The sequence below is a fragment of the Ideonella margarita genome (assembly GCF_038066635.1).
GTDB lineage: Bacteria > Pseudomonadota > Gammaproteobacteria > Burkholderiales > Burkholderiaceae_C > Ideonella > Ideonella margarita.
In genome coordinates this window covers 1-21644 of the sequence record NZ_JBBUTI010000005.1, presented here as the reverse complement: position 1 = coordinate 21644, position 21644 = coordinate 1, and the positions used below count along the sequence as shown (strand labels likewise).

General features: G+C 67.9%; 19 protein-coding genes. 11 read left to right on the top strand and 8 right to left on the bottom strand.

Annotated features, from left to right (window positions below):
• Position 1: 1 nt before the first annotated feature.
• From AACH00_RS07610 to AACH00_RS07600, 3 genes are all read right to left on the bottom strand, one after another.
• On the bottom strand, positions 2 to 2320 hold the full coding sequence (locus AACH00_RS07610) for a S53 family peptidase (protein ID WP_341398492.1): 2319 nt from the start codon (positions 2318 to 2320) through the stop codon (positions 2 to 4).
• A gap of 342 nt (positions 2321 to 2662) precedes the next feature.
• A complete protein-coding gene (locus AACH00_RS07605) occupies positions 2663 to 3910 on the bottom strand; it encodes a saccharopine dehydrogenase family protein (RefSeq protein ID WP_341398491.1) in 1248 nt (415 codons plus the stop codon).
• A 44-nt stretch (positions 3911 to 3954) separates the two neighbouring features.
• Positions 3955 to 4482, bottom strand: coding sequence for a thioesterase family protein (locus tag AACH00_RS07600; RefSeq protein WP_341398490.1), 528 nt, complete (start codon positions 4480 to 4482; stop codon positions 3955 to 3957).
• A gap of 67 nt (positions 4483 to 4549) precedes the next feature.
• Here AACH00_RS07600 and AACH00_RS07595 point away from each other — a divergent pair, with 67 nt between their 5' ends.
• The 5 genes from AACH00_RS07595 to AACH00_RS07575 all read left to right on the top strand — a co-directional run bounded on the left by AACH00_RS07595 (position 4550) and on the right by AACH00_RS07575 (position 8155).
• Positions 4550 to 5056, top strand: a complete 507-nt coding sequence (locus tag AACH00_RS07595) for a MarR family winged helix-turn-helix transcriptional regulator (RefSeq protein WP_341398489.1) — start codon at positions 4550 to 4552, stop codon at positions 5054 to 5056.
• 89 nt (positions 5057 to 5145) lie between these two features.
• Positions 5146 to 5589, top strand: coding sequence for a YeeE/YedE family protein (locus AACH00_RS07590; protein WP_341398488.1), 444 nt, complete (start codon positions 5146 to 5148; stop codon positions 5587 to 5589).
• Positions 5590 to 5599: 10 nt separating this feature from the next.
• Positions 5600 to 6037, top strand: a complete 438-nt coding sequence (locus tag AACH00_RS07585; RefSeq protein WP_341398487.1) for a DUF6691 family protein — start codon at positions 5600 to 5602, stop codon at positions 6035 to 6037.
• A gap of 5 nt (positions 6038 to 6042) precedes the next feature.
• Positions 6043 to 7128, top strand: coding sequence for an MBL fold metallo-hydrolase (locus AACH00_RS07580; protein ID WP_341398831.1), 1086 nt, complete (start codon positions 6043 to 6045; stop codon positions 7126 to 7128).
• Positions 7129 to 7207: 79 nt separating this feature from the next.
• The gene (locus tag AACH00_RS07575; RefSeq protein ID WP_341398486.1) at positions 7208 to 8155 is read left to right on the top strand and encodes a M14 family metallopeptidase; all 948 of its coding nucleotides are present in this window, start codon (positions 7208 to 7210) and stop codon (positions 8153 to 8155) included.
• Positions 8156 to 8200: 45 nt separating this feature from the next.
• On the opposite strand, the gene AACH00_RS07570 is transcribed toward AACH00_RS07575, so the two are convergent.
• From AACH00_RS07570 to AACH00_RS07555, 4 genes are read right to left on the bottom strand one after another with little or no spacing between them, the layout of a single operon-like run.
• Positions 8201 to 8656: a PACE efflux transporter gene (locus AACH00_RS07570; RefSeq protein ID WP_341398485.1), complete on the bottom strand. Its 456-nt coding sequence runs from the start codon at positions 8654 to 8656 to the stop codon at positions 8201 to 8203.
• A gap of 10 nt (positions 8657 to 8666) precedes the next feature.
• Positions 8667 to 9095, bottom strand: coding sequence for a GFA family protein (locus AACH00_RS07565; protein WP_341398484.1), 429 nt, complete (start codon positions 9093 to 9095; stop codon positions 8667 to 8669).
• Positions 9096 to 9146: 51 nt separating this feature from the next.
• Positions 9147 to 9923 (bottom strand): hypothetical protein, encoded by a 777-nt coding sequence (locus tag AACH00_RS07560; protein WP_341398483.1) that lies wholly within the window; start codon positions 9921 to 9923, stop codon positions 9147 to 9149.
• Positions 9920 to 10732, bottom strand: a complete 813-nt coding sequence (locus AACH00_RS07555) for a hypothetical protein (RefSeq protein ID WP_341398482.1) — start codon at positions 10730 to 10732, stop codon at positions 9920 to 9922. The genes AACH00_RS07560 and AACH00_RS07555 overlap by 4 nt, the downstream gene beginning before the upstream one ends.
• Positions 10733 to 11039: 307 nt before the next feature.
• Between AACH00_RS07555 and AACH00_RS07550 the strand changes: the two genes are divergently transcribed.
• From AACH00_RS07550 to AACH00_RS07525, 6 genes are all read left to right on the top strand, one after another.
• Positions 11040 to 11828 (top strand): TetR/AcrR family transcriptional regulator, encoded by a 789-nt coding sequence (locus AACH00_RS07550; protein ID WP_341398481.1) that lies wholly within the window; start codon positions 11040 to 11042, stop codon positions 11826 to 11828.
• Positions 11829 to 11833: 5 nt separating this feature from the next.
• Positions 11834 to 13363 carry an efflux transporter outer membrane subunit gene (locus tag AACH00_RS07545; RefSeq protein ID WP_341398480.1) on the top strand — a complete coding sequence of 510 codons (1530 nt, stop codon included), beginning with the start codon at positions 11834 to 11836 and terminating at the stop codon, positions 13361 to 13363.
• Positions 13364 to 13405: 42 nt separating this feature from the next.
• On the top strand, positions 13406 to 14608 hold the full coding sequence (locus AACH00_RS07540; RefSeq protein ID WP_341398479.1) for an efflux RND transporter periplasmic adaptor subunit: 1203 nt from the start codon (positions 13406 to 13408) through the stop codon (positions 14606 to 14608).
• Positions 14609 to 14638: 30 nt separating this feature from the next.
• Positions 14639 to 17719 carry an efflux RND transporter permease subunit gene (locus AACH00_RS07535; protein WP_341398478.1) on the top strand — a complete coding sequence of 1027 codons (3081 nt, stop codon included), beginning with the start codon at positions 14639 to 14641 and terminating at the stop codon, positions 17717 to 17719.
• A complete protein-coding gene (locus AACH00_RS07530) occupies positions 17716 to 18747 on the top strand; it encodes an alpha/beta hydrolase family protein (protein ID WP_341398477.1) in 1032 nt (343 codons plus the stop codon). Before AACH00_RS07535 ends, AACH00_RS07530 begins: the two co-directional genes overlap by 4 nt.
• Positions 18748 to 18897: 150 nt before the next feature.
• Positions 18898 to 20433, top strand: a complete 1536-nt coding sequence (locus AACH00_RS07525) for an AraC family transcriptional regulator (RefSeq protein WP_341398476.1) — start codon at positions 18898 to 18900, stop codon at positions 20431 to 20433.
• Positions 20434 to 20454: 21 nt separating this feature from the next.
• Here AACH00_RS07525 and AACH00_RS07520 read toward each other — a convergent pair whose 3' ends face one another.
• Positions 20455 to 21513 carry an integron integrase gene (locus tag AACH00_RS07520; protein ID WP_341398830.1) on the bottom strand — a complete coding sequence of 353 codons (1059 nt, stop codon included), beginning with the start codon at positions 21511 to 21513 and terminating at the stop codon, positions 20455 to 20457.
• Between the last annotated feature and the right edge of the window lie 131 nt (positions 21514 to 21644).

Genomic DNA, 21644 nt, shown 5'->3' with positions numbered 1-21644 from the left:
GTCACTTCACCGTGATCGAGATGACGCCGGAGCCGCTCAGGCCGCGGGCATCCTTGCCCGCTACCGTCACCTTGTAGCTGCCCTTCACGGTCTTGGCCCATTTCACTTCACCGGCGGTGCTGATCGTCATGCCCGAGGGCATGCCGGTGGCGCTGTAGGTGATGGCGTCGCCGTCCGGGTCGGCCCCGACCACGCGCAGCGTCCACGACACACCGATCGGCACGGTCACGCTGGCCGTCGGCATCACCGGGGCGCGGTTGGGCGTGGTGACCGTGATGGTCACGGTGCCTTCAGTCACACCGCCGTTGGTGTCGCTCACCCGCACCAGCGCGGTGTAGGTGCCGGCTACCGGCTTGGGCCAGCTGATCAGGCCGGTGGCGCTCATCGTCATGCCGCTGGGGGCGTTGGCGCCCAGCGCATAGCTCAATGCCAGGCCAGCCGCGCTGGTGCCCTTGAGTTGCAATGTGAAGGCCACGCCGGTGCTGGCATTGGCATTGACGCTGACAAACACCGGCGCTGCGGTCACCTTGTTGATGACCAGGCTGACCGTGCCATTCACCTGCTGGCCGCTGCTGGATGTGACCGTGACCTTGAAGCTGTAAGTGCCCGCCACCGGGGTGGCCCAGCTCAGCACGCCGCTGCTGGTGGCGGTGAGGCCAGCGGGTGCACCGGTGATGGTGTACGTCAGCGGGTTGCCCAGGCTGTCTGTGGCGGCCCAGGTGGCCGTCCAGGCGGTGGCGGCACGGCCGGTGGGCAGGTTGGCGGCCGGCAGCGGCGGCGTGGGCACGGCGGCGCCACTCAACTGGGCCAGCAGCGCGGCGGCTTGTGGCGTGCCCAGGCCGGTCGGTGCATCAAAGCCGGTGCGTGCCGAGCAGGCTGCGCAACCGCCGTTGTTGCCGGTGTTCACGTCATAGAAGGCGCTGGCGTAGGTGCTGGCATTGGCAGCGATGCCGGTGTAGAGCGCGGTGTTCACCTGGCCCAGGGTGCCCTTGCCGGCGGCGGCGCGCTTGGCATTGGCCACGGCCAGCAGGCCCGCCCATTGCGGTGCGGACACGCTGGTTCCGCCGTAAGAGTAGAAGGTGGCGCTGGTGGCCGTGGACGACATGATGGCCGTGTACTGGCCGGTGTTCGGGTCGGCATTGAAGCTGACGTCGGCCACGCCGCGCATCTTGGTGGCGGTTTGCCCCGGGATGGTCACGCCAGACTGGTAGGACGGCATCGTCACATAGGCGCTCAGGCCACCACCAGCGCCTGACCAGGCGGCTTCGCTGCGGGCTGCGCTGCCGTCATAACTCAGCGAGGTGCCCCCCACCGCCAGCACCTTGCTGGAGACCGCAGGCCAGTTCACTTCGTAGCCCGAATCACCGGTGGAGGCGACGTAGCTCATGCCGCTGCCACCAAAGGCCGAGTCCCAGGTGCTCGTGTAGCTCGATTCGGCGCCGCCGAAGCTCATCGACACCACGCCCGGGCCCATCGCGTTGGCCAGTTGCACGGCGCCCAGCAGGTCGTTGTTGTTGGCGCTGGCCGCCTCGATCAGCACGATGCGCGCCTTCGGTGCGATGGCATGCGCCCATTGCACGTCGAGCGCAATTTCGCCCGCCCAGCCGGCGTTGTAGGCCGGGGCGGTGGCGGTCATCTTGCCGGCGGCGGTGGCGTAGACCTTCGAGAAGGTGCAGCCCGTGGTGGGCGCGGCTGCCAGCGGCAGCGTGGCATTGGCGGCAATCGCCACCTTGGTGCAGACCGGCAGGCCGAACTTGGTGTTGAAGGCAGCGAGCTCGGCCTCGATCTTGGGGTCATCGTAGGCATCGACGATGTAGATCGTCTGGCCTGCGCCCAGCTCGGCGGGGGCGGCCGTCAGGGCCGGCAGGCCGTAAGCCGCGCGGATCTGCGCCGGGGTGTAGACCGTGTTGACCTTCGGCGTGGTGGCCAGCGCCGATGCGCCGAGTGCGCGTGAGCGGCCGAGCGCGTCGGTCAGCTCGTCAGGCGTCAGGCGCAGCGTGCTGACGCGTGCGGCTTCAGGGCTGAGCACTTGTTGCTGCGGTGCGCGCAGGGCGCTGCTCTCGGTGCCATCGGCGTCGATGTCATCAGGCTGCACGGGCACCAGCGGCGCCATGTGGAAAGTCGGGTTGACGCTCTGGGTGCGCGCGGCCTCGGCTGCGGCCCGGTCGGCGGACGTCTCGGCCGCCATCACCGTATTGCCTGCGGCCTGTACGGTGCTGTCCTGGCTCCCGCCGCCACAGGCGGCCAACAACAAGGTGGCTGAGCCCAGGGCCAGCAGGGTGGCGGGGCGGAGGTGGCGGGTCAACAGGGCGGGGCGCATGGGTGCAGGCTTTCTGGGCAGGCCTGACGCACGGCATGGCACACCCCACCTGCGGAAGACGCAGCCTGGGCCTGGCACGCCAGCACGCCGGACTCAGCCGTGTGTGGACAACCGGCATCCTCGTCCTGGTGGGGCGAGGTGCCGGCCGGCGCTGTTGGGCCGGTGAGGGCCAGAGCAGCGAGTGCATGCGGCGCCTTGCAGCGCCGCCGGAAATGCGGTGATCAAACACCTCATTTCATGACATCGATTGTCCTGCTGAAGTGCTTCCAACACACCGGCCTGCGCCGTGCAAGCCACAGCGCCAGGCGCACTAGTTAACGGTTTGCGCCCGCTTGGACACCGTCAATCCACCATCGAGAACGTCAGCCCGGCGTGGGTTTCCAGGCGCTTGACCAGTGTCAGGCCCATGGCAGCGCCCGCGGTCCACACGCCGCCGGGTGTCATGCGCTGGTCCACGTCCTGCAGCAGGCACAAGGCGCTTTCGCTGATCATCTTGCAGGTGGAACCGTAGCCCGGATCGCGGTCGCCGGTCACCTTCGTGGTGAGCTTGCGCCCGTCGGCCGTGCGGCCCATGAACAGCACCTCGTAGCGACCGGTTTCGCGCTGATGCTGGTTGGGGCCCTGGCCCGGCTTGGGCAGCAGGAAGCGCTGCATCAGGCCACGCACCGGGCCGATGCCCAGCAGGCGGGTCTGCAGCTTCGATTGCCGCGCCAGGCTGCGGGCGCGGCTTTCATCGCGGGTGAGCATGCGCTCGTCGTAGACGAACTGCGTGCCCCAGGGGTGGCCGCGCAGGGCGTTGGTGCGGTGCACGTTCTTGGTGTTGATCGGTGCCATCACGAACGGGCCGGTCCAGGCGCCGGCCAGCTCGTCGTAGGCGGCGTCATCACCCGCGGGTTGCGGTGGGCCGGTGAAGCCGTGCGTCAGCGCGAACGGGTTGGCCATGGTGCGGGCCAGTGCCGGGTCTTTGCCCATGGCTTCGATGGTGGCCAGCGCACTGGCCAGCGTGCCGCCCGACATGCCGCCCTTCATCACCTTCACGCGGCCGTGCACCTGGGCCAGCGGCGCGCCGGTCAGCTGGGTGGCGGCGTGCTGCAGGTACAGCACGCCCAGGTCGAACGGGACCGAATCGAAGCCGCAGGAAAACACGATGCGCGCACCGCTGTCGGCGGCCGGGCCCTGCAGCAGCGGAATCATCTTCGCCATCCAGGCAGGTTCGCCGCACAGGTCGACGTAATCGGTACCGGCGCGCGCGCAGGCCATCACCAGGGCTTCACCGTGGCGCTGGTAGGGCCCGACCGTGGTGATGACCACGCGGGCTTGCGCCACGAGTTGGGTCATCGCGCCGGCGTCACCTGCATCGGCTTCGATCAGGGGCAGCGTGTGCGAGGCGCCGAGTTCGCTGCGCAGCGCTTCCAGCTTCGGCAGGCTGCGGCCGGCCATGGCCCAGCGCAGGGTCTGGCCTTGATCGCCGAAGCGGGCCAGCAGGTATTCAGCCACCAGCCGGCCGGTGAAGCCGGTGGCGCCGAACAGGATGATGTCGAAAGGACGATCGGTGGATCGATCAGACGGGCGGGTGGGGGCGGTGCTCATGGGCGCGGATGATCACATGCACCGGGGCCGGCGCCCCTGCGGGTTCACCAGGGGGTGTTCATCAGGCTGCGTTCACCGTCCAGCCAGTGCTGAACGGCGGCGGGCATGGCGGCGGCCAGCGGCGGCATGCCGAGCGCGGCGTAAGACTCCTCGTTCGATACCAGGCCGCCCTTGCCCACTGCCGCGCCCTTGGTGTAGCCGGCAGCGCACAGGCGGTCGCCATCAACGAACTCGAAGCGCATGTAGTTCCAGCTCCGGTCGCTGGCCTCCAGACGGAAGCGCAGGGTGTAGCGCTGAAAGGGCTGCAGGCCGCGGCGATAGGTGATGAACGAGCCGCCCGCCATGGGCCGCCAGCCGCGTTTGAACATCACGCGGGCGAAGCCGGTGCGCACGAAGTACTCGATCAGCATCAGGTCGATCAGCGTGAGGTAGCGGCCATTGTTCATGTGGCCGTTGGCGTCGAGGTCGTTCGGCAACACGCGGAATTCGCGCTCAAGGGTCTGGCCGACCACCAGGGGTGGCAGGCGGCGGGCCCGCAGCAGGGTCCAGAGCAGGCGCAGGTAGAGATTCATTCTGGCGTTACAGTTGGTTCAATTCAGAACAGTCTAGTTCAATATTGAACTTCATGTGGAGCGCCCGATGCCCAAGCCGATGGCCCAGACAGACACCTTGCCCGCCGGCGCCCGTGCCCGCAGCCGCAAAGCCGCCAGCGTGAGCGCCCCGGCCATGCAGGCCTGGCTGAGCGTGGTGCGCACCTACCACCTGTGTGATGCGGTGATGACCCAGCGCCTGGCCGGGCTGGGCCTGCGCCTGCCCGAGCACGAGGTGCTGGTTAACCTGCTGACCACGCCGGGCATGAGCCAGCAGCAGTTAGCGCAGCGCTGTTTCGTGGCGAAGAGCGGCGTCAGCATGCTGGTGAGCCGGCTGGTGGCCCAGGGCTGGCTGCAGCGAGAGGCCGATGCGCTGGACGCCCGCGTCTGGCGCCTGAGCCTGACGCCCGAAGGCGAAGCGTTGGCCACGCAGGCCCGCCAGATACAGGCCGAGGTGGTGTCTGCCATGACCAGCGCTAGCTCAGCCGCCGAGCTGCAGGCCTTGTCTGCCGCCATGGGCCAGGCCGGGCAGGCGCTGGAGGCGATGCTGGCGTGAGCGGCATGCCACCTTCGTCTCCTTCACCCGCCTCTGACCGACCTTTTCCCGCATCATGCGGGCAACGTTGAACATCGCCACGCTGCGCCATGACCATCGACTGGATCCACTTCACCCCCTGGGCGTCCCTGCTGGGCGGCCTGCTGCTGGCGCTGGCCGCCGGCCTGTACCTGTTCGGCCATGGCCGCATCGCCGGCATTGCGGGCATCGTGGCCGGGCCGATCAACGCGCTGCTGGCGCGCACCGGCCTGCGGGCCGAGGCGCACCGCCTGGCCTTTGTGGGCGGCTTGCTGCTGGCGCCTTGGCTGTGGCAAGTGGTGCAGCCTTTGCCGCCGGTGACGGTGGATGTGGGCGCACCCGCGCTGGTGCTGGCGGGCCTGCTGGTGGGTGTGGGCGCGCGCATGGGCAACGGCTGCACCAGTGGCCACGGCGTGTGCGGCCTGAGCCGCTTTTCGTTGCGCTCGTTGGTGAACGTGGCGGCCTTCATGGGGGCGGGCTTCGTCACCGTGTTCGCGCTGCGGCACGTGGTTTGAGGAGCGCACCATGGGCTCCTTGATCGGATTTTTCAGCGGCCTGTTGTTTGGTCTGGGCTTGATCCTGGCTGGCATGACCAACCCGGCGAAAGTGAAAGCCTTCCTCGATCTGACCGGCGCCTGGGACCCCAGCCTGGCCTTGGTGATGGGCGGCGCGGTTGTTCTGGGCATCGTGCTGTTCGCCCGCGCTGCCCGGCGCCGCCTGGCCTGGAGCGGCGCACCGATGGAAATACCCACCGACCGCACCATCGACCGCCGCCTGGTGCTGGGCGGTGTGCTGTTCGGCATCGGCTGGGGCATTGGCGGCTTCTGCCCGGGTCCGGCCCTGGTGGCGCTGGGTGCCGAGCTGGGAGCCGCGCATAACAGCGGCCTGGGCTCGGCGGCCATCTTCGTGGCGGCCATGCTCGCGGGCATGGTGCTGCATGACAAGTTTCTCGTGAAAGGCTGAGCATGCTGGTCTTCCGACAACTCTTTGACGCGACCTCGTCCACCTACACCTACCTGCTGGGCGATCTGCCCTCGGGCGAGGCGGTGCTGATCGACCCCGTGTATGACAACGAGCGGCGCGACCTGGCCCTGGTGCGCGAATGTGGCTTGCGCCTGGTAGCCACGCTCGACACCCATGTGCATGCCGACCACGTCACCGCAGCCTGGTTGCTGAAGCAGCGCTGCGGCAGCGAGATCCTGCTGTCCCGTGCTGCGGGCGCAGCCAACGTCGACCGCGCCTTGCAGCATGGCGACCGCGTGAGCTTCGGCAACCGACACCTGGAGGTGCGTGCCACGCCCGGCCACACCAACGGCTGCCTGAGCTATGTGCTCGACGACCACAGCATGGCCTTCACCGGCGACAGTCTCTTGATCCGGGGTTGCGGTCGCACGGATTTCCAGCAGGGCTCTGCCGCCACGCTGTACCGCTCGGTCCGTGAGCAGATCCTGTCGCTGCCGCCCGGCTGCTTGCTCTATCCCGGCCATGACTACCGCGGCGTCACCGTCACCAGCGTGGCCGAAGAGCTGCGCTTCAACCCGCGGCTGGGCGGTGATGCGAGCGAGGCTGATTTCACCGGCTACATGCAGCACCTCGGCTTGCCGCATCCGAAGCAGATGGCGGTGGCCGTGCCGGCGAACCTGCAGTGCGGCCGGCCCGAGGGCACGGGCGCCTTGCCTGTTCAGCCTGACTGGGCGCCGCTGACCTTCACCTTTGGTGGCCTGTGGGAAATTCGGCCAGCGGCACTGGAAGAGTTGCTGGCCGCACGAACCCTGCCAGCGCTGCAACTGATCGACGTGCGAGAGCCGCAGGAATTCAACGACAGCCTCGGCCACATTCCAGGCGCGCTGTCTGTGCCCCTGCCTGAGCTGATGGCCCGGGTGGGTGAACTCGATCCTGCTCGTCCGTTGATTGCGGTGTGCCGATCGGGCGCGCGCTCGGCCCAGGCGGTGGTGCTGTTGCAGAAGGCAGGCTTCACGCAGGTGGCCAATATGGGCGGTGGCATGCTGCGCTGGATGGCGGAGCTGCTGCCGGTTGAGGTGTCATCTGCGTGATGGGCCAACCAGCCCATGCGCTGTATCGTGGGGCCGGCTGTCATTCAACACTTCTGCGCCGCCTGCGCCTTGCCTCACCATGACCACTTCTCACGCTGCTCCCGCCCCGTACCCCGTCGGCACCCCCGGCCAGCCTTGGGCTGCACCTGAGCGGGCCGCCTGGCTGGCTCGCCAGCCGCTGCGCCGCAGCTACCAGGACGAGGTGCTGGCGCCGCTGCTGGCGGGCGTGCCGGGTGAGGCTGAGTTGTTCTCGTACGGTGAGCTGGACTACACCCGCCTGGGCCTGGGCACCTACCCGCTGATGGCCGTGCGCAGCCGCGACTGGCGTGACGACTTGCCCACCGTGCTGGTGACCGGCGGCGTGCATGGGTACGAGACCAGCGGCGTGCAGGGCGCGCTGCAGTGGATCCGTCAGGAGTTCGCCCGGCATGTGGGCCTGGTCAACCTGCTGGTGCTGCCGTGCATCAGCCCGTGGGGCTACGAAACCATCAACCGCTGGAACCCCGATGCGCTGGACCCGAATCGCCAGTTCCGCGCCGACAGCCCGGCGGGTGAGGCGGCGCTGGCCATGGCCTGCGTGGCCGCCCATGCGCCCCGGGTGGACTTGCATGTGGACCTGCACGAAACCACCGACACCGACAACAGCGAATTCGGCCCGGCCAAAGCTGCGCGCGACGGCAACACCTTTGTGCCGCATCCCATCCCCGATGGCTTCTACCTGGTGGGCGATACCCCGCGCCCGGAGCCCGAATTCCAGGGCGCGCTGATCAAGGCGGTGCGCGAGGTCACGCACATCGCCGAGCCCGATGCCGATGGTTGCCTGATTGGCTCACCCATGAAGCAGCCCGGTGTCATCCACTACAACAAGCGCCCGTTGGGCTTGTGCGGTGGCCTGACCGATGCCCGCTTCGTCACGACGACCGAGGTCTACCCCGACAGCCCGCGCGCCACACCCGCCCAGTGCAATGAAGCGCAGATGGTGACGGTGTCTGCGGCGATGGCGTGGCTGCTGGCTCAAGGCGCTTGAAGCACTGCGCGCGCTGATCGGGTCAGAGGAGAAGCGGAAGGAGGGTCATGGCCCTCCGGTTTCAGCCTCAAGGGCCTCGTGCGCCAGCGCTGACGCCGGCAGCCCAAAGACCCTGTCAAACACCCAGGTGAAACCGATGGCGTAGAAGAAGAAAAACGCCAGCAGGCCGAGGTTGGCCACGAAGGCCTGCAGCGGGGTGATTTGCAGCCAGACCGACATCACCGGGATCAGCATCACCACCAGCCCGCCCTCGAAGCCGATGCCATGCGCCAGCCGCCGCGCCAATGAGCGGCCCTTGATGGTCTGGCGGGTTTCCCAGCGCTCGAAAAGGGCGTTGAAGACGTAGTTCCAGGCCAGCGCCACGGTGGACATCACCACAGCCAGGCCGAGGGTGGAGCTGGCGGGTTCATCGAAGGCCAGGCTCAGCAGCGGCCCCACCACGGCGATCGCCACGGCTTCGTACAGCACGGCTTGAAGAATGCGTCGGGTGATGGGTTTCATCGAGGGTGCTTCATCGGAGTGTGGCCTGGCCAGGTGGCGGAGGCTGTTTGTCGCTGCGCGCCAATGCGGTGTCGAGACAGGCCCACGCCGGTGCACTCGCGGCCCAGATGTTGGCCGTGGGCTGAATGGCCGAGGGGTCGTCCAGTGTGCCGAGGCGTACCACCGTCATGCCCGGTCGGCCGGAGGAATCCGCGAACAGGTGGCTGCCGCAGGTCGGGCAGAAGCGCCGCCGCAACTCATTGCCGCTGTCAGCCGTGCTGGTGAACGCGCTGGTGGAGCCGGTGATGTGCAAGGCCTCGGTCGGGAAGATGGCGTTGGCCGTGCCGTTGGCGGCCAGCTTCTGGCAATCGCGGCACCAGCACACCCGCGATGCCACCGGCTCGGCGTTGAGGCTGAATCGCACCTGGCCGCACAAACAGCCGCCTTGATAGCTCGCCATGTTGTCTCCTTGTTCTGAAGGCGTTGATTCTGCTTGAGGCCCCGCGGGCGATCAGCGGAACGCTCGCCAGCGGGTTTGCAGCGTATCGAGGTCCACCGTCACGAAGCCGGGCTCGGTGTATTGCTTCGGCTCCGACTTGTTCGGAATGAACAGGCCGCTGCCACCGCCGCCGTAGGGGTGCCGCTTGCCGTCGCCGCCGTCTTCAATGCTGTAGATAAAAGTGGTGGTGCTGGTACCGGCAATGCCGCAGATCAGCACGGAGGCGTTGAGGGTATTGGCCAGGTGGTGCAGTGACTCGGTCCAGTAGGGCTCGGTCAGCATCGCGCCGAAGGAGCTGACGATGATGGGCACGCCCGGCCCGGCCCCGGCGGCGCGCGCCCGCCTTACCAGCGAGGCCATGAAATCGGCCTCGGGGCCAGTGTCAGCGTCGGCACAGATCAGGGGCAGGCAGCGGTGTGCGCCCCACGCGAACAGCTTGACGATCTGGCCGGGGCAGAACTGCTCGTTCTGGAACACCACCTGCTTGTCATAGGTGTCCACGACATGGCCGCCATGCACCAGGTAGCTGCGATTGCGCAGGATGCGCGTGCTGTCATGGCCCTCATCGGCCACATAGCCGCCGGCAATGAAGCTGCGCTCGGGGTGTTGCTGCGCAGCTGCCTCCAGGCGCGCGATGGCGGTGCGGTGGTTGATGCCGGCGCTCCGCCAGAAGGGGTAGCTTTCCGGGAAGACCACCAGGTCGGCGGGCGGCGCTTGGGCCAGCCAGTCCGCGAGCTCTTCATGCCGCCAGTCAGTGCCGGCGTCCAGTTGTACGAGGCTAACTTTCATTCAGCGTGTTCCGTAGCAAGGAGAGAGGGTGTCGCACTGGCTTCGGCGCCTGCCAGCCACAGCGGCCACCAGCAGGAGAGCAGGGGCTCGGTGATGCTGCCCAGCTGGCGCGGCTTGGGCAGGTGCTGCAGGCGCCTCCGCAGCAGTGGCAGGTTGGTGAGCCGCACTGCCAGGGCCCGGCAGGTCCAGGTTTGAAGGATGTGGTCGGCGAGTTTGCCCAGGGGCAGCAGCCCGCAGTGGTTGACAGGCGCGTCAGGAGCCAGGCCCATCTCGGCCGCGCAGGCCCGGCGCCAAGCCAGAGGCCAGCCTTCGAACTCCGCGCTTTGAAAGGTGCCGGCGGCGTGGGTCACCGTGACGCGGGTGGCTGGCAGCAGGCCGGCTGGCAGCGCCGGGTCTTCAGGGGCCGGTGTCGCGTCGCGGCGCCATGTCACAGCGCCGTCCCGGGCAGTGCCGAAGTGCACTTGGAGGCGATCGTCGCAGGCCTGCAGCAGACCGGTGTGCCCGTCCTGTTCGATGTGGCTGAGATGCAGGGCAGCCCCACCGCCAAGCGGCTGCATGGGGATTGCCGACACGGCCTCAACGCTCCCCATGGCCGCGAGGGTGTTGCGCCAATCGGCCAGGCGAAGTCGCCAGCTTTCAAGGTCCATCACGCTCCAGCACAGGTGCTGTCTTGTCTGGTTGTTCGGCCGAATGCCCAGGCGGCCCATGCGCGCGGGGGACCACACCACGACCACACCCTCGGCGCACTCCACGGCCAAGGCGCCACAGTGGCCGGCTGACGCCGCTTCAGTACCCGGTGTGGTGTCCATCAGCCGCAGCTGACGCACGCTACCGAGCGCCCGCAAAGCGCCGTCTTGCCTGAGTCTGTGATCGTGCATCGTCGTCGAACTGGTTGTTGGAATGCCTCCACGGTAAGTGGGCGTTTCGCCGTCGGCAAGTAAGAAATAACTTTGGCACCCAGCACGATGGGATGTGCACTTTTCGCTGCGCACCGACCCATCAAAGCCGAACTGGCGGACCGGATGGCGATCTTTTGAAACCGAAAGGGCTAAACAATAACCATTCGGTATAGTAAGTTAATCAAGCGATTGATTAACTTCGGTATGCTGCCGCACCATGCCCACCCGCCCGTCCATCGATTCCTCGTCGCCCGCCCCGGCCACACTCCCTCGCGCCGACGGCGAAGCCAGCCGCGCGCGCTTGATGGAAGCCGGCTTGCGGCTCTTCGCCGAGCAGGGCTATGCCCGCACCTCCACCCGTGATCTGGCCCAGGCTGCCGAGGTGAACGTGGCGGCCATCCGCTACTACTTCGGGGACAAGGCGGGGCTGTACAAGGCGGTGTTTTTCGAGCCGCTGACCACGCCTGAGGAAGACATGGCTCGCTTCGGTGGTGGCGATCTGTCGCTCGACGAGGTGCTGGCCGGCTTCTACGAGTGCTTTCTGATGCCCTTGATGGACGGCGACACCGGCCGCTGGTGCATCAAGCTGCGCATGCGCGAAATGCTGGAGCCCACGGGCTTGTGGGCCCAGGAGGTGCAGCACGGCATCCAGCCTATGCACAACCTGCTGGCGCAGGCCATGTGCCGTCATCTGGGCGTGGCTGAAGTAGACGATGACATTCACCGCCTGGTCATTGCCCTGTCGGCGTTGGGCGTGCACTTGCATGTGGGCCACGACGTGATTGCAGCCGTGGCGCCGCAGCTCAACCAGGGCGACGGGCATGTGGCGCGCTGGGGGGAGACGCTGGTGCGCTTCGCCAAGGCGTTGGTGGCGCATGAGGCTGAGCGGCGTGCCGGGCAGCCGGCGCTCCGTGCTGCAGCGCCTGTACCAACGAGACGCAGCAAGCCGGTATCTCTGCCCGCATCCAGCCTCGCGTCCACCGCAACGACCAACTCCCGGGAGTGACCGCCTTGTCCGTCCTTCGCCCATTCTTTCCAGGCCCGGCGCCGCTGCGCGTGGTTTGTGCCCTGACTGCGGTGGCGCTGGCTGCCAGCGTGGTAACCACCAGCGCGCGAGCGGCCAGCGCCGAGGCAGCAACGCCCACGGCGCCGGCAGCCAACTGGCAAGCGCCGCTGCCGCACGGCGGCACACTCGCGTCGCTCACCCAGTGGTGGCAGCAGTTTGATGACCCGCTGCTGGCCAGCCTGGTGGCGGCCGCACAGCAGGCCAGCCCCGACATCGCCAGCGCTGGCAGCCGCCTCGCGCAGGCGCGTGCCAATGGCGTGGCGGCCGGGGCTGCGCTGCTGCCCTCGGTAGACGCTTCCGCCCAGGTGCTGCGCACGCGGGCCGATCTGGCCAGCCCCATCGTCAGCACCGGCAGCGCGGGCTTGTCCGCCAGCTGGGAGATCGATCTGTTCGGCGCCGGCCGTGCCGCGCGCAACGCCGCGCAGGCACGCGCCGACGGTGCCCATGCCGATTGGCACGACGCCCGCGTGGCGGTGGCGGCTGAAACCGCCAACAGCTACCTCGACCTGCGGGCCTGCGAAGCCCAGGCCGCGAGCGAGCAGCAAGATGCGCAGTCGCGTGCCGCCACGGCGCGCCTGTCCGCGTTGCTCACCAGCGCCGGGTTTGAATCCGCCAGTGCGCAGTCGCTGATGGAGGCGGCAGCGGCCAGCGCATCAGCTCAGGCAGATGCGCGACAGACGCAGTGCGCCCAGTCGATCAAGGCGCTGGCGGTACTCACCGCGCTCGACGAGGCTGAGTTGCGGCAACGCCTGCAGGCGCGCACCGGGGTGTTGCCAAAGCCGGCGCAGTGGCAGGTCAACACCGTGCCGGCTGCCTTGCTGCAGCAACGGCCTGACCTCTACAGCAGCGCCCGCGCGCTGGAAGCTGCTGCGGCCGATGTGCAGGGCAGTGAGGCCCAGCGCTGGCCGCGCATCAGCCTGGCCGGCTCACTCAGCCGTGCACAAACCCGTTTTGAAGGTGCCAGCCTCACTGGCAATCTGTGGACGGTCGGGCCGCTGCAGGTGTCGGTGCCGTTGTTTGATGCCGGCCGACGCAGCGCCAACATCGATGCTGCACGCGCCGCTTACGAGGCCGCCACGCTGACCTACCAGCATCAACTGCGCAAGGCCGTGCGCGAGGTGGAAGATGCCTTGTTGCGCCTGGACAGCGGCACGCGCCGCCAGGCCGACCTGCAACGTGCGGCCACCGGCTTCGAGCGCGTCATGCAGGCCACCCGCAGCCGCCAGATGGCCGGTCTGGCCAGTGCGCTGGACGCCGAAGACGCCCGCCGCAACTGGCTGCAGGCCCAGCGTGCCCATCTGGACGCGCAACGTGAACAGGCCGCGGCCTGGATCGCCCTGTACCGCGCGCTGGGCGGCGGCTGGTCTGCCGAGACCTCGCTGAACGCCAGCCCGAACGTCAGCCCGAACGTCAGCCCGAACGTCAGCGCGCCCCCTGCGCAACTGAACACCGCGTCAACAGGCGCCGCCCTGTGACCGCCCCCCGAACACCGTGCGACCGCACATCGAGCCACGACCATGAAGCCACGCCTGTCCACCTTCACCACCACCTCGCTGCGCGCCCTGGAGCAGCACCGGGGCCTGTCGCCCCGCTTGTTGTCGCTCACCCTGGGCGCGGCCGGTGTGCTGGCGTTGATGCTGCTGGCGGAAGCCAGTGATGCCCAGACGCCGGCCCCCGCCAACGGCGCCTCGACACCTGCCAAGGCCGCGCTGACGGTGAGCGTGGTGCAGCCCGCGTCCACGCAGGTGCCGGCCGTGCTTTCGGCGAACGGCAACATCACGGCCTGGCAAGAAGCGCTGATTGGCGCCGAGGTGAACGGCCTGCGGCTGGCCGAGCTGAAGGCCGATGTGGGTGACCGGGTGCGCCGCGGCCAGGTGCTCGCCACCTTCCAGGCCGAGACGGTGCGGGCCGAGTTGCAGCAGTCACAGGCCGCGCTGGCTGAAGCCGAGGCCACGGCCGCCGAGGCCATCGCCAACGCGGACCGCGCCCGCACCTTGAAAGACAGTGGCGCCCTGAGCGCCCAGCAGATCCAGCAATACCTGACGGCCGAGCTCACCGCCCGCGCCCGTGCAGCGTCGGCCAAGGCCAACGCGCAGGCGGCCCAGCTGCGCCTGAACCAGACACAAGTGCTGGCGCCGGACGACGGCATCATCTGCGCCCGCCCGGCCACGGTAGGCATGGTGGCCGGTGCTGGGGTCGAGCTGTTCAAGATGATCCGCGGTGGCCGGCTGGAGTGGCGCGCCGAAGTGCCTGCGGCCGATCTGGTGCGCATCAAGCCTGGCCAGAAGGCCACGCTGGTCACGCCGTCGGGCCGCACCGTGGCCGGCACGGTGCGCAAGGTGGCACCCACGGTGGACGCCGCCACCCGCAGCGGCCTGGTCTACGTCGATTTGCAAGCGGCAGCTGACAGCGACGCGCGCCCCGGCATGTTCGCGCGCGGCGAATTCACCTTCGACACCCGCCAGGCCCTGACGCTGCCCGCTTCCGCCGTGCTGCTGCGCGACGGTTATGCGGTGGTGATGCGCGTGGGCAGCAACCAGCGCGTCAGCCAGGTCAAGGTGCAGGTGATTTCGCGCGATGCCGACCGCGTGGCAGTGAGCGGTGTGCCAGCCGATGCCCGCATCGTGCAGCGCGGTGCCGCCTTCCTCAGCGACGGTGACACGGTGCGCGTGGTGAATGACCCGGCGCCCTCGGCCTCTGCGCCGGCTGCGGCCAAGTGATGCCCTCGACCCGTTTGTGAAAGTCTTGCCATGAACGTTTCCGCCTGGTCGATACGCAATCCCATCCCGGCCGTCATGCTCTTCGTGCTGCTCACGCTGGCCGGGCTGATGAGCTACAACAGCATGAAGGTGCAGCAGTTCCCGGACCTGGAACTGCCCACGGTCTCCGTCACCGCTTCGCTGCCTGGCTCGTCGCCGTCGCAGATGGAAACCGAGGTGGCGCGCAAGCTTGAAAACTCGCTCGCCACGCTGCAGGGCGTCAAGCACATCACCACCAAGGTGCAGGACGGCAGCGTCACCATCACGGTGGAGTTCCGCCTGGAAAAGCCGACCCAGGAAGCGGTGGACGACGTGCGCGATGCGGTGAACCGCGTGCGCTCTGACCTGCCGGCAGACCTGCGTGATCCGCAGATCAGCAAGCTCAACCTGTCGGGCGCCCCCATCCTCACCTACACCGTGGCTTCGCCGCGCATGGACGACGAGGCGCTGAGCTGGTTCGTCGACAACGACATCACCAAGGCGCTGCTCAACATCAACGGTGTGGGCTCGGTGGCGCGTGTGGGCGGCGTCACGCGGGAGGTGCGGGTAGAGCTGGACCCGGCCCGGCTGCTGGCTCTGGGCGCCACGGCGTCGGATGTCTCGCGGCAATTGCGAGCGGTGCAGCAGGAAGCCGGTGGTGGCCGCACTGATTTTGGTGGTGCGGAGCAAACCGTGCGCACCATCGCCACGGTGCAATCGGCCGAGCAACTGGCGCAGCTGGATGTGCCCTTGAGTGACGGCCGGCGCATTCGGCTGTCGCAGGTGGCCACCGTCAGCGACACGGTGGCTGAGCGCCGCAGCGCAGCGCTGCTGAACGGCAAGCCAGTGGTGGGTTTCGAGATCACCCGCAGCCGTGGCGCTGGTGAGCTGGACGTGAACGCCGGTGTGCTGCGGGTGCTTGACCAGCTGCGCGCGGCCCATCCGGATGTGGAGTTCAGCCAGGCCTTCAACACGGTTGATCAGGTGGCGGATGACTACGAAGGCTCGCTGACGCTGCTGTACGAAGGCGCCATCCTGGCCGTGATCGTGGTGTTCTTCTTCCTGCGCGACTGGCGGGCCACGCTGGTGGCAGCCACGGCGCTGCCGCTGTCGGTGGTGCCGGCCTTCATCGGCATGGCGTGGCTGGGGTTCTCGGTGAACACCGTGACGCTGCTGAGCTTGTCGCTGGTGGTGGGCATTCTGGTGGACGACGCCATCGTCGAGATCGAGAACATCGTGCGCCACCTGCGCATGGGCAAGACGCCGTACCAGGCCGCGATGGAGGCTGCGGACGAAATCGGCCTGGCCGTGATCGCCACCACCTTCACGCTGATCGCCGTGTTCCTGCCCACCGCCTTCATGAGCGGCATTCCGGGCAAGTTCTTCAAGCAGTTCGGCTGGACAGCGGCACTGGCCGTGTTCGCCTCGCTTGTGGTGGCCCGGGTGCTGACACCCATGATGGCGGCCTACCTGCTCAAGCCCATCAGCGGTGGTGAGCCGCCGGATGGCTGGGTGATGACGCGCTACATGCGTGCCGTGCGCTGGTGCGCCAGCCACCGCCGCACCACGGTGCTGGCGGCGGCGGTGTTCTTCGCCGGCTCGATTGCGCTGGTGCCGCTGCTGCCCACGGGCTTCCTGCCGGCCGATGACTACGGCCAGAGCCAGGTCAGCATCGAGCTGCCGCCGGGCAGCACCTTCCGCGACACGCTGCAGACCGCTGAGCAGGCGCGCGCCCTGGTGCAGCAGAACCCGCATGTGAAGCAGGTGTACACGGCCGTAGGTGGCGGTGCTTCGGGCAGTGACCCGTTCGCCGGTGGTGGCGCATCGGAAGTGCGCAAGGCCACCTTGACGCTGACGCTGACCCCGCGCGCCGAGCGCCCCGGCCTGCGCAAGCAAGCCATCGAGGCGGACCTGCGCACCCGCATGCAGCAGCTGCCCGGCGCCCGCGTGAAGGTGGGTCTGGGTGGCTCAGGCGAGGCGTATGTGCTGGTGCTGTCAGGCGATGACGGCGTGGCGCTGGCCGAGGCCGCCAAGGCCGTGGAGCGTGACCTGCGCACCATTCCGGGCCTGGGCAACATTGCCTCTACCGCCAGCCTGGTTCGGCCAGAGCTGGTGGTGCGGCCGGATGCCGCCCGCGCCGCCGATGCCGGCGCGACGACCGCCGCGATGGCCGACACGCTGCGCATTGCCACGTCTGGCGACTACGACAGCAGCCTGCCCAAGCTGAACCTGGCGCAGCGCCAGGTGCCCATCGTGGTGAAGTTGAACGAGGCCGCGCGCCAAGACCCGGCGCTCATCGGCCAGCTCACCGTGCCCGGCAAGCAGGGGCCAGTGGCGTTGTCAACGGTGGCCAAGCTGGGCCTGGAAAGCGGCCCCGCGCAGATCGACCGTTATGACCGCCAGCGCAACATCAACTTCGATATCGAGCTGAACAACCAGCCGCTGGGCGATGTGGCTGCGGCCGTGCAGAAACTGCCGAGCCTGCAACAGCTCCCCGCCGGTGTGCGCCAGGCCACGCTGGGCGATGCAGAAGTGATGGAAGAGCTGTTCGCCAGCTTCGGGCTGGCCATGCTCACCGGCGTGCTGTGCATCTACATCGTGCTGGTGCTGCTTTTCAAGGGCTTCATGCAGCCGGCCACGATTCTGGCGGCGCTGCCGCTCTCTCTCGGCGGTGCTTTCGTGGCATTGCTGCTGACCAAGAGCGCGTTTTCGATGCCCTCGCTCATTGGCCTGATCATGCTGATGGGCATTGCCACCAAGAACTCCATCCTGCTGGTGGACTACGCCATCATTGCCCGCGCCGGTGGCATGAGCCGCTGGGACGCAGTGATGGACGCTTGCCACAAGCGCGCCCGCCCGATCGTGATGACCACCATCGCCATGGGCGCCGGCATGATGCCGATTGCGCTGGGGCTGGGCAGCGACCCGAGCTTCCGTCAGCCGATGGCGGTGGCGGTGATCGGCGGGCTCATCACCTCCACCTTCCTCAGCCTGCTGGTCATCCCGGTGATCTTCACCTACGTCGATGATCTGGTGCAGTTCAGCGCACGCCAATGGCGCCGCTGGGTGCCGACTTCCCGGAGCACTTCATGAAACCTGATCGAGCCTTGATGGCCCCACGCCTGACGCGTCGCCGACTGCTGGCACTCACCGGGGGCGTGGCGCTGGGCAGCCTGGCGCTGGGCCGGGTGTGTGCGCAGGATGCTGCCGGCGGTGTGGTGGCCGGTGTTGAAGCGCCACCCACCTTCCGCACCATCGACATGGACTGGGCCGACGCGACCCGCGACCGCGCTGTGCCTGTTCGGCTGTATCTGCCTGAGGCGAGCCAGCCTGTGCCACTGGTGGTGTTTTCGCACGGCATCGGCGGGTCCAGGCTGGGCTACAGCTACCTCGGCAAGCACCTCGCGGCCAATGGCATCGCCTGCCTGCACCTGCAGCATGTGGGCAGTGACCGCAATCTGTGGTTCGGCAACCCGTTCACGCTGGTGGGGCGCCTGCAGAAAGCGGCCGATGAAGTGGAAGCCCGTGCCCGTGCCGCCGACCTGCACTTTGCATTGACCACCTTGCTGGCGCAGCCCGAACTGGCCCCGCGCATCGATGCGTCTCGCATTGCCGCGGGCGGCCACTCTTACGGCGCCAACACCACCATGCTGGCGGCCGGTGCGCGTGTGCAGCGCGGCGGTGAGGTGCTGCAGCTGGCTGAGCCCTTGCTGAAGGGCGCGCTGCTGTTGTCGTCACCGCCGTTTTATGGCGAGCGTGATCTGAGCCGCATCCTCGGCCCCATCACCGTGCCCACGCTGCACATCACCACCACCGAAGACGTGATCAACGTGCCCGGCTATCACAGCCCGGTTGAAGACCGCCTGGCGGTGTACCAGGCGATGGGCAGCCGGCAGAAGGCGCTGGCGGTGTTTGAAGGCGGCTCGCACAGCATCTTCACCGACCGCACCGGCCCGGGTGGCCCGGAGCTGAACGCCCGGGTCAAACAGGCCACGCAAGACTTCGCGCTGGCCTTCCTGCAGTCGCTCTTCAATGGCTCAGCGCAAGCGCCTGGCGTGAACTTCATGGCAGTGCGGGACAAGCACGCCAGCCTCATCCATCGCTTCGATAGCGTGGCCTGACGCCTGCGTGAAGTTGTGCGCGCTCCCGCCTGGGGCGTCTGACAGTGGTTTCAAAAGACGCGGCATTGGCAGGCGCTGGCAAGCCTGTCGCTTGACGCTGCAAGGTGGCCGCCGAGACAGTGCATCCGTTCCCTACAACGGATTGATCGCGTGTCCTCTGCCCACATCCACTTGCTGGATCGAATCCATTCGCTGCCTGAAGCGATCGAGCTGACCTCATCGACCGTGCAGGCGCTTTACAGCGCGCTGCAGGTTCACCCCGACCTGGACGCGCCCAGTCGCCTGCAGGCTGAGTGGCTGCTGGCGCGGCGCCTGTCAGACACCGGCCATGTCAGTGCCGTGATGCAGATGTGGCACGGCGTGCAGCGCACGGCGCGGCTGGCGGATGCGGCCGATGTGTGGCGCGTGGCGGGGTGTCAGCTGGCGCGCTGCGAATCTCTGGCGGGCAACCATGTCACGGCGGTCAGCCATTTCATTGCTGCCTTGTCCGTGGTGCCAAAGGCATCGCAGTTGCCGATGAGCGACCCGCGGGTGCTGTGCGACCTGGCTTTCCTGTTTGACGGGCTGGGCGAGCACGAGGCGGCTCACCGCATCTTTGATGCGGCCATGGGCCAGTCCGTCGGGCTGGTGGAGGTTGGCTGGATCTGGTGGCCGTTCAGCCTGGTGCGGCGCATTCAGGCGCTGGGGCACCTGCTGCCGTTTGATCTGCCGATGAGCCCGTTGCTGGAGAGCAGCGCGTCGCAGCACAAGGCGCTTTGCAGCACCTTGCAGGCGGTGCTGAAGGTGCTGGCCCCGGTGCAGCCTGTGCCCGGGGGCGTGGCCGACGAGCGTCTGACACGTGGCCTGCGGCTGGTGGAGCGTGTGGTGGCCACGGGTGCCCTGTCACCTCTGCTGGCGCTGCGGCTGGACAACGCGGTGTGGGCCCGCGCCAGCGACCACTGGGCGCCGCAGATGCTCAACAGCGCCACCGTCACCGCACACATGCTGGCCGGCCACCATGACCAGGCCCTGGCAGTGGCGCGCCACACCATGGACTGGGTGGCCAGCCGTGGGCACGCATCCGGTTATCCGGAATGGCTGCTTGACCTGGTGCGCGCGCACTGGGGCCAGGGTGACCACCAGACGGCGCAGGCGGTGTTCAAGCGGCAGCGCGGCGTTGAGCAAGCCCGCGCCCGCGAGCGCATCGAGGCCGTGCGCCTGCTGCGCGAGTTTCTGCAAGGGGTGACGGGCATGGCTCACTGGCTGAGCCCGCCGCCTCCTCAGAGTGGGCATATCGCCTCTGAGCCTGCGCCCGGCTCAGTACGGCCGACGTCGGTGCTGCATGCCCGGGCCATCGAGCGCGCGGTGGTGCTGATGTCGCAGCACCTGGAGCATCCCTTGTCATTGGAGGAGCTGTGCCGGCGTGCGGGGGCGTCAGAGCGCTCGCTGCAGCATGCCTTCCAGCGGGTCTACAACCAGGCCCCCACGGCCTATTACCGGCGCCTGCGAATCGACGGCTTTCGGCGAGCCTTGATGGCACAAGGCGGGCACGTACCAATTCATCAGCTGGCGGCGCAGTTCGGCTTCAACCATGCCGCCACCCTGGTGCGCGTCTACCGGCAGGAGTTCGGCGAGCTGCCCTCTGACACCTTGCGTGAGGCCATGCTGCGCCCTGGGGCAACTGGTGGACGCAAAGACGCGGAGTGAGGGCAGACGGATACGGCCGCGTCAGCCCTCTTGAGCAAGCGCGTCGAGGGGGCTACGCACCGCACCGCCGCCCATCTTCAACACATGGGTGTAGATCATCGTCGTGGCGACATCTGAATGCCCGAGCAACTCTTGCACGGTGCGGATGTCGGTGCCGCTCTGCAGCAGGTGGGTTGCGAAGCAATGCCTCAGGGTGTGTGGCGTGGCCGGCTTGGCGAGGCCTGTGGCTTGAACGGCGCGCTTGAACGCCCGCTGGAAGGTCTGGTCGTAGAGGTGATGCCGGCGGATCACGCCGCTGACCGGATCTGTTGAATGGTGGTCTTGAGGGAACACCCAGAACCACGGCCAGCTTGACCCCATGCGCGGGTACTTGCGCTCCAGCGCATGTGGCATCTCAACCCCGGCGGTACCGGCCTCCACGTCTGCAGCCCACAGGGAACGCGCCAGGCCCAGCTGAGCACGCAGTGCCGGCACCAATGTCTGCGGCAGCATCACCACGCGGTCTTTCGCTCCCTTTCCTTCTCGCACGATCAACGCGCGCTGGCCGAAGTCCACATCCTTGACGCGCAACCGCAGCGCTTCGGTGATCCGCAGACCGCAGCCGTACAGCAGCTGTGCGAGGAGCTGATGCTCGCCAACCATGGCGCGCAGCACGTGGCGCACTTCCTCCACGGTCAGCACCACTGGCAGCCGGCGTTGCCGCCTCGGATGCCCGATTTCCTTCAGCCAGGGCAGTTGCTGGCCCAGCACCTTGCCGTAGAAGAAGAGCAGGGCGGACAGCGCCTGGCTGTGGGTGGAGGGCGCCACTGATCGTTCATCTGCCAGGTGCGTGAGAAACGCCTCCACGTCGGACCCGCCCAGCTCGGCGGGATGCCGCAAGCCGTGAAAGCGGATGAAGGCCTTGACCCAATAAACGTATGCCTCCTCGGTTCGGAGGCTGTAATGCATGAAGCGCAACCGTTCACGAAGCTGCGCCAACAGGCGCGGTGACTTTAGCGGTGGCAGTGGTTGACCGAGCCGTTCGGGGCGCAGAGTTTTGCGTGGCGGCAGTGCGGGTACAGCGGGAAAGGTGACTGGCATCATGGCCCCCCGGTGAAGCGCCCCGGGTTTTCAGGAGGCTCCAACTCTTGAGAAGATGGAGCCATGAACAAGTCGAACAAGTTCTCACCTGAGGTCCGCGAGCGCGCTGTGCGCTTGGTGCAGGAGCATCG

Bases quoted from the DNA above. Each gene is read 5' to 3' on its own strand.
- AACH00_RS07595 (WP_341398489.1), top strand. From the start codon at position 4,550: ATGCCCAAGCCGATGGCCCAGACAGACACCTTGCCCGCCGGCGCCCGT.
- AACH00_RS07610 (WP_341398492.1), bottom strand. From the start codon at position 2,320: ATGCGCCCCGCCCTGTTGACCCGCCACCTCCGCCCCGCCACCCTGCTG.
- AACH00_RS07520 (WP_341398830.1), bottom strand. From the start codon at position 21,513: ATGCCAGTCACCTTTCCCGCTGTACCCGCACTGCCGCCACGCAAAACT.
- AACH00_RS07565 (WP_341398484.1), bottom strand. From the start codon at position 9,095: ATGGCGAGCTATCAAGGCGGCTGTTTGTGCGGCCAGGTGCGATTCAGC.
- AACH00_RS07590 (WP_341398488.1), top strand. From the start codon at position 5,146: ATGACCATCGACTGGATCCACTTCACCCCCTGGGCGTCCCTGCTGGGC.
- AACH00_RS07605 (WP_341398491.1), bottom strand. From the start codon at position 3,910: ATGAGCACCGCCCCCACCCGCCCGTCTGATCGATCCACCGATCGTCCT.
- AACH00_RS07600 (WP_341398490.1), bottom strand. From the start codon at position 4,482: ATGAATCTCTACCTGCGCCTGCTCTGGACCCTGCTGCGGGCCCGCCGC.
- AACH00_RS07575 (WP_341398486.1), top strand. From the start codon at position 7,208: ATGACCACTTCTCACGCTGCTCCCGCCCCGTACCCCGTCGGCACCCCC.
- AACH00_RS07550 (WP_341398481.1), top strand. From the start codon at position 11,040: ATGCCCACCCGCCCGTCCATCGATTCCTCGTCGCCCGCCCCGGCCACA.
- AACH00_RS07560 (WP_341398483.1), bottom strand. From the start codon at position 9,923: ATGAAAGTTAGCCTCGTACAACTGGACGCCGGCACTGACTGGCGGCAT.
- AACH00_RS07535 (WP_341398478.1), top strand. From the start codon at position 14,639: ATGAACGTTTCCGCCTGGTCGATACGCAATCCCATCCCGGCCGTCATG.
- AACH00_RS07570 (WP_341398485.1), bottom strand. From the start codon at position 8,656: ATGAAACCCATCACCCGACGCATTCTTCAAGCCGTGCTGTACGAAGCC.
- AACH00_RS07555 (WP_341398482.1), bottom strand. From the start codon at position 10,732: ATGGACACCACACCGGGTACTGAAGCGGCGTCAGCCGGCCACTGTGGC.
- AACH00_RS07530 (WP_341398477.1), top strand. From the start codon at position 17,716: ATGAAACCTGATCGAGCCTTGATGGCCCCACGCCTGACGCGTCGCCGA.
- AACH00_RS07585 (WP_341398487.1), top strand. From the start codon at position 5,600: ATGGGCTCCTTGATCGGATTTTTCAGCGGCCTGTTGTTTGGTCTGGGC.
- AACH00_RS07540 (WP_341398479.1), top strand. From the start codon at position 13,406: ATGAAGCCACGCCTGTCCACCTTCACCACCACCTCGCTGCGCGCCCTG.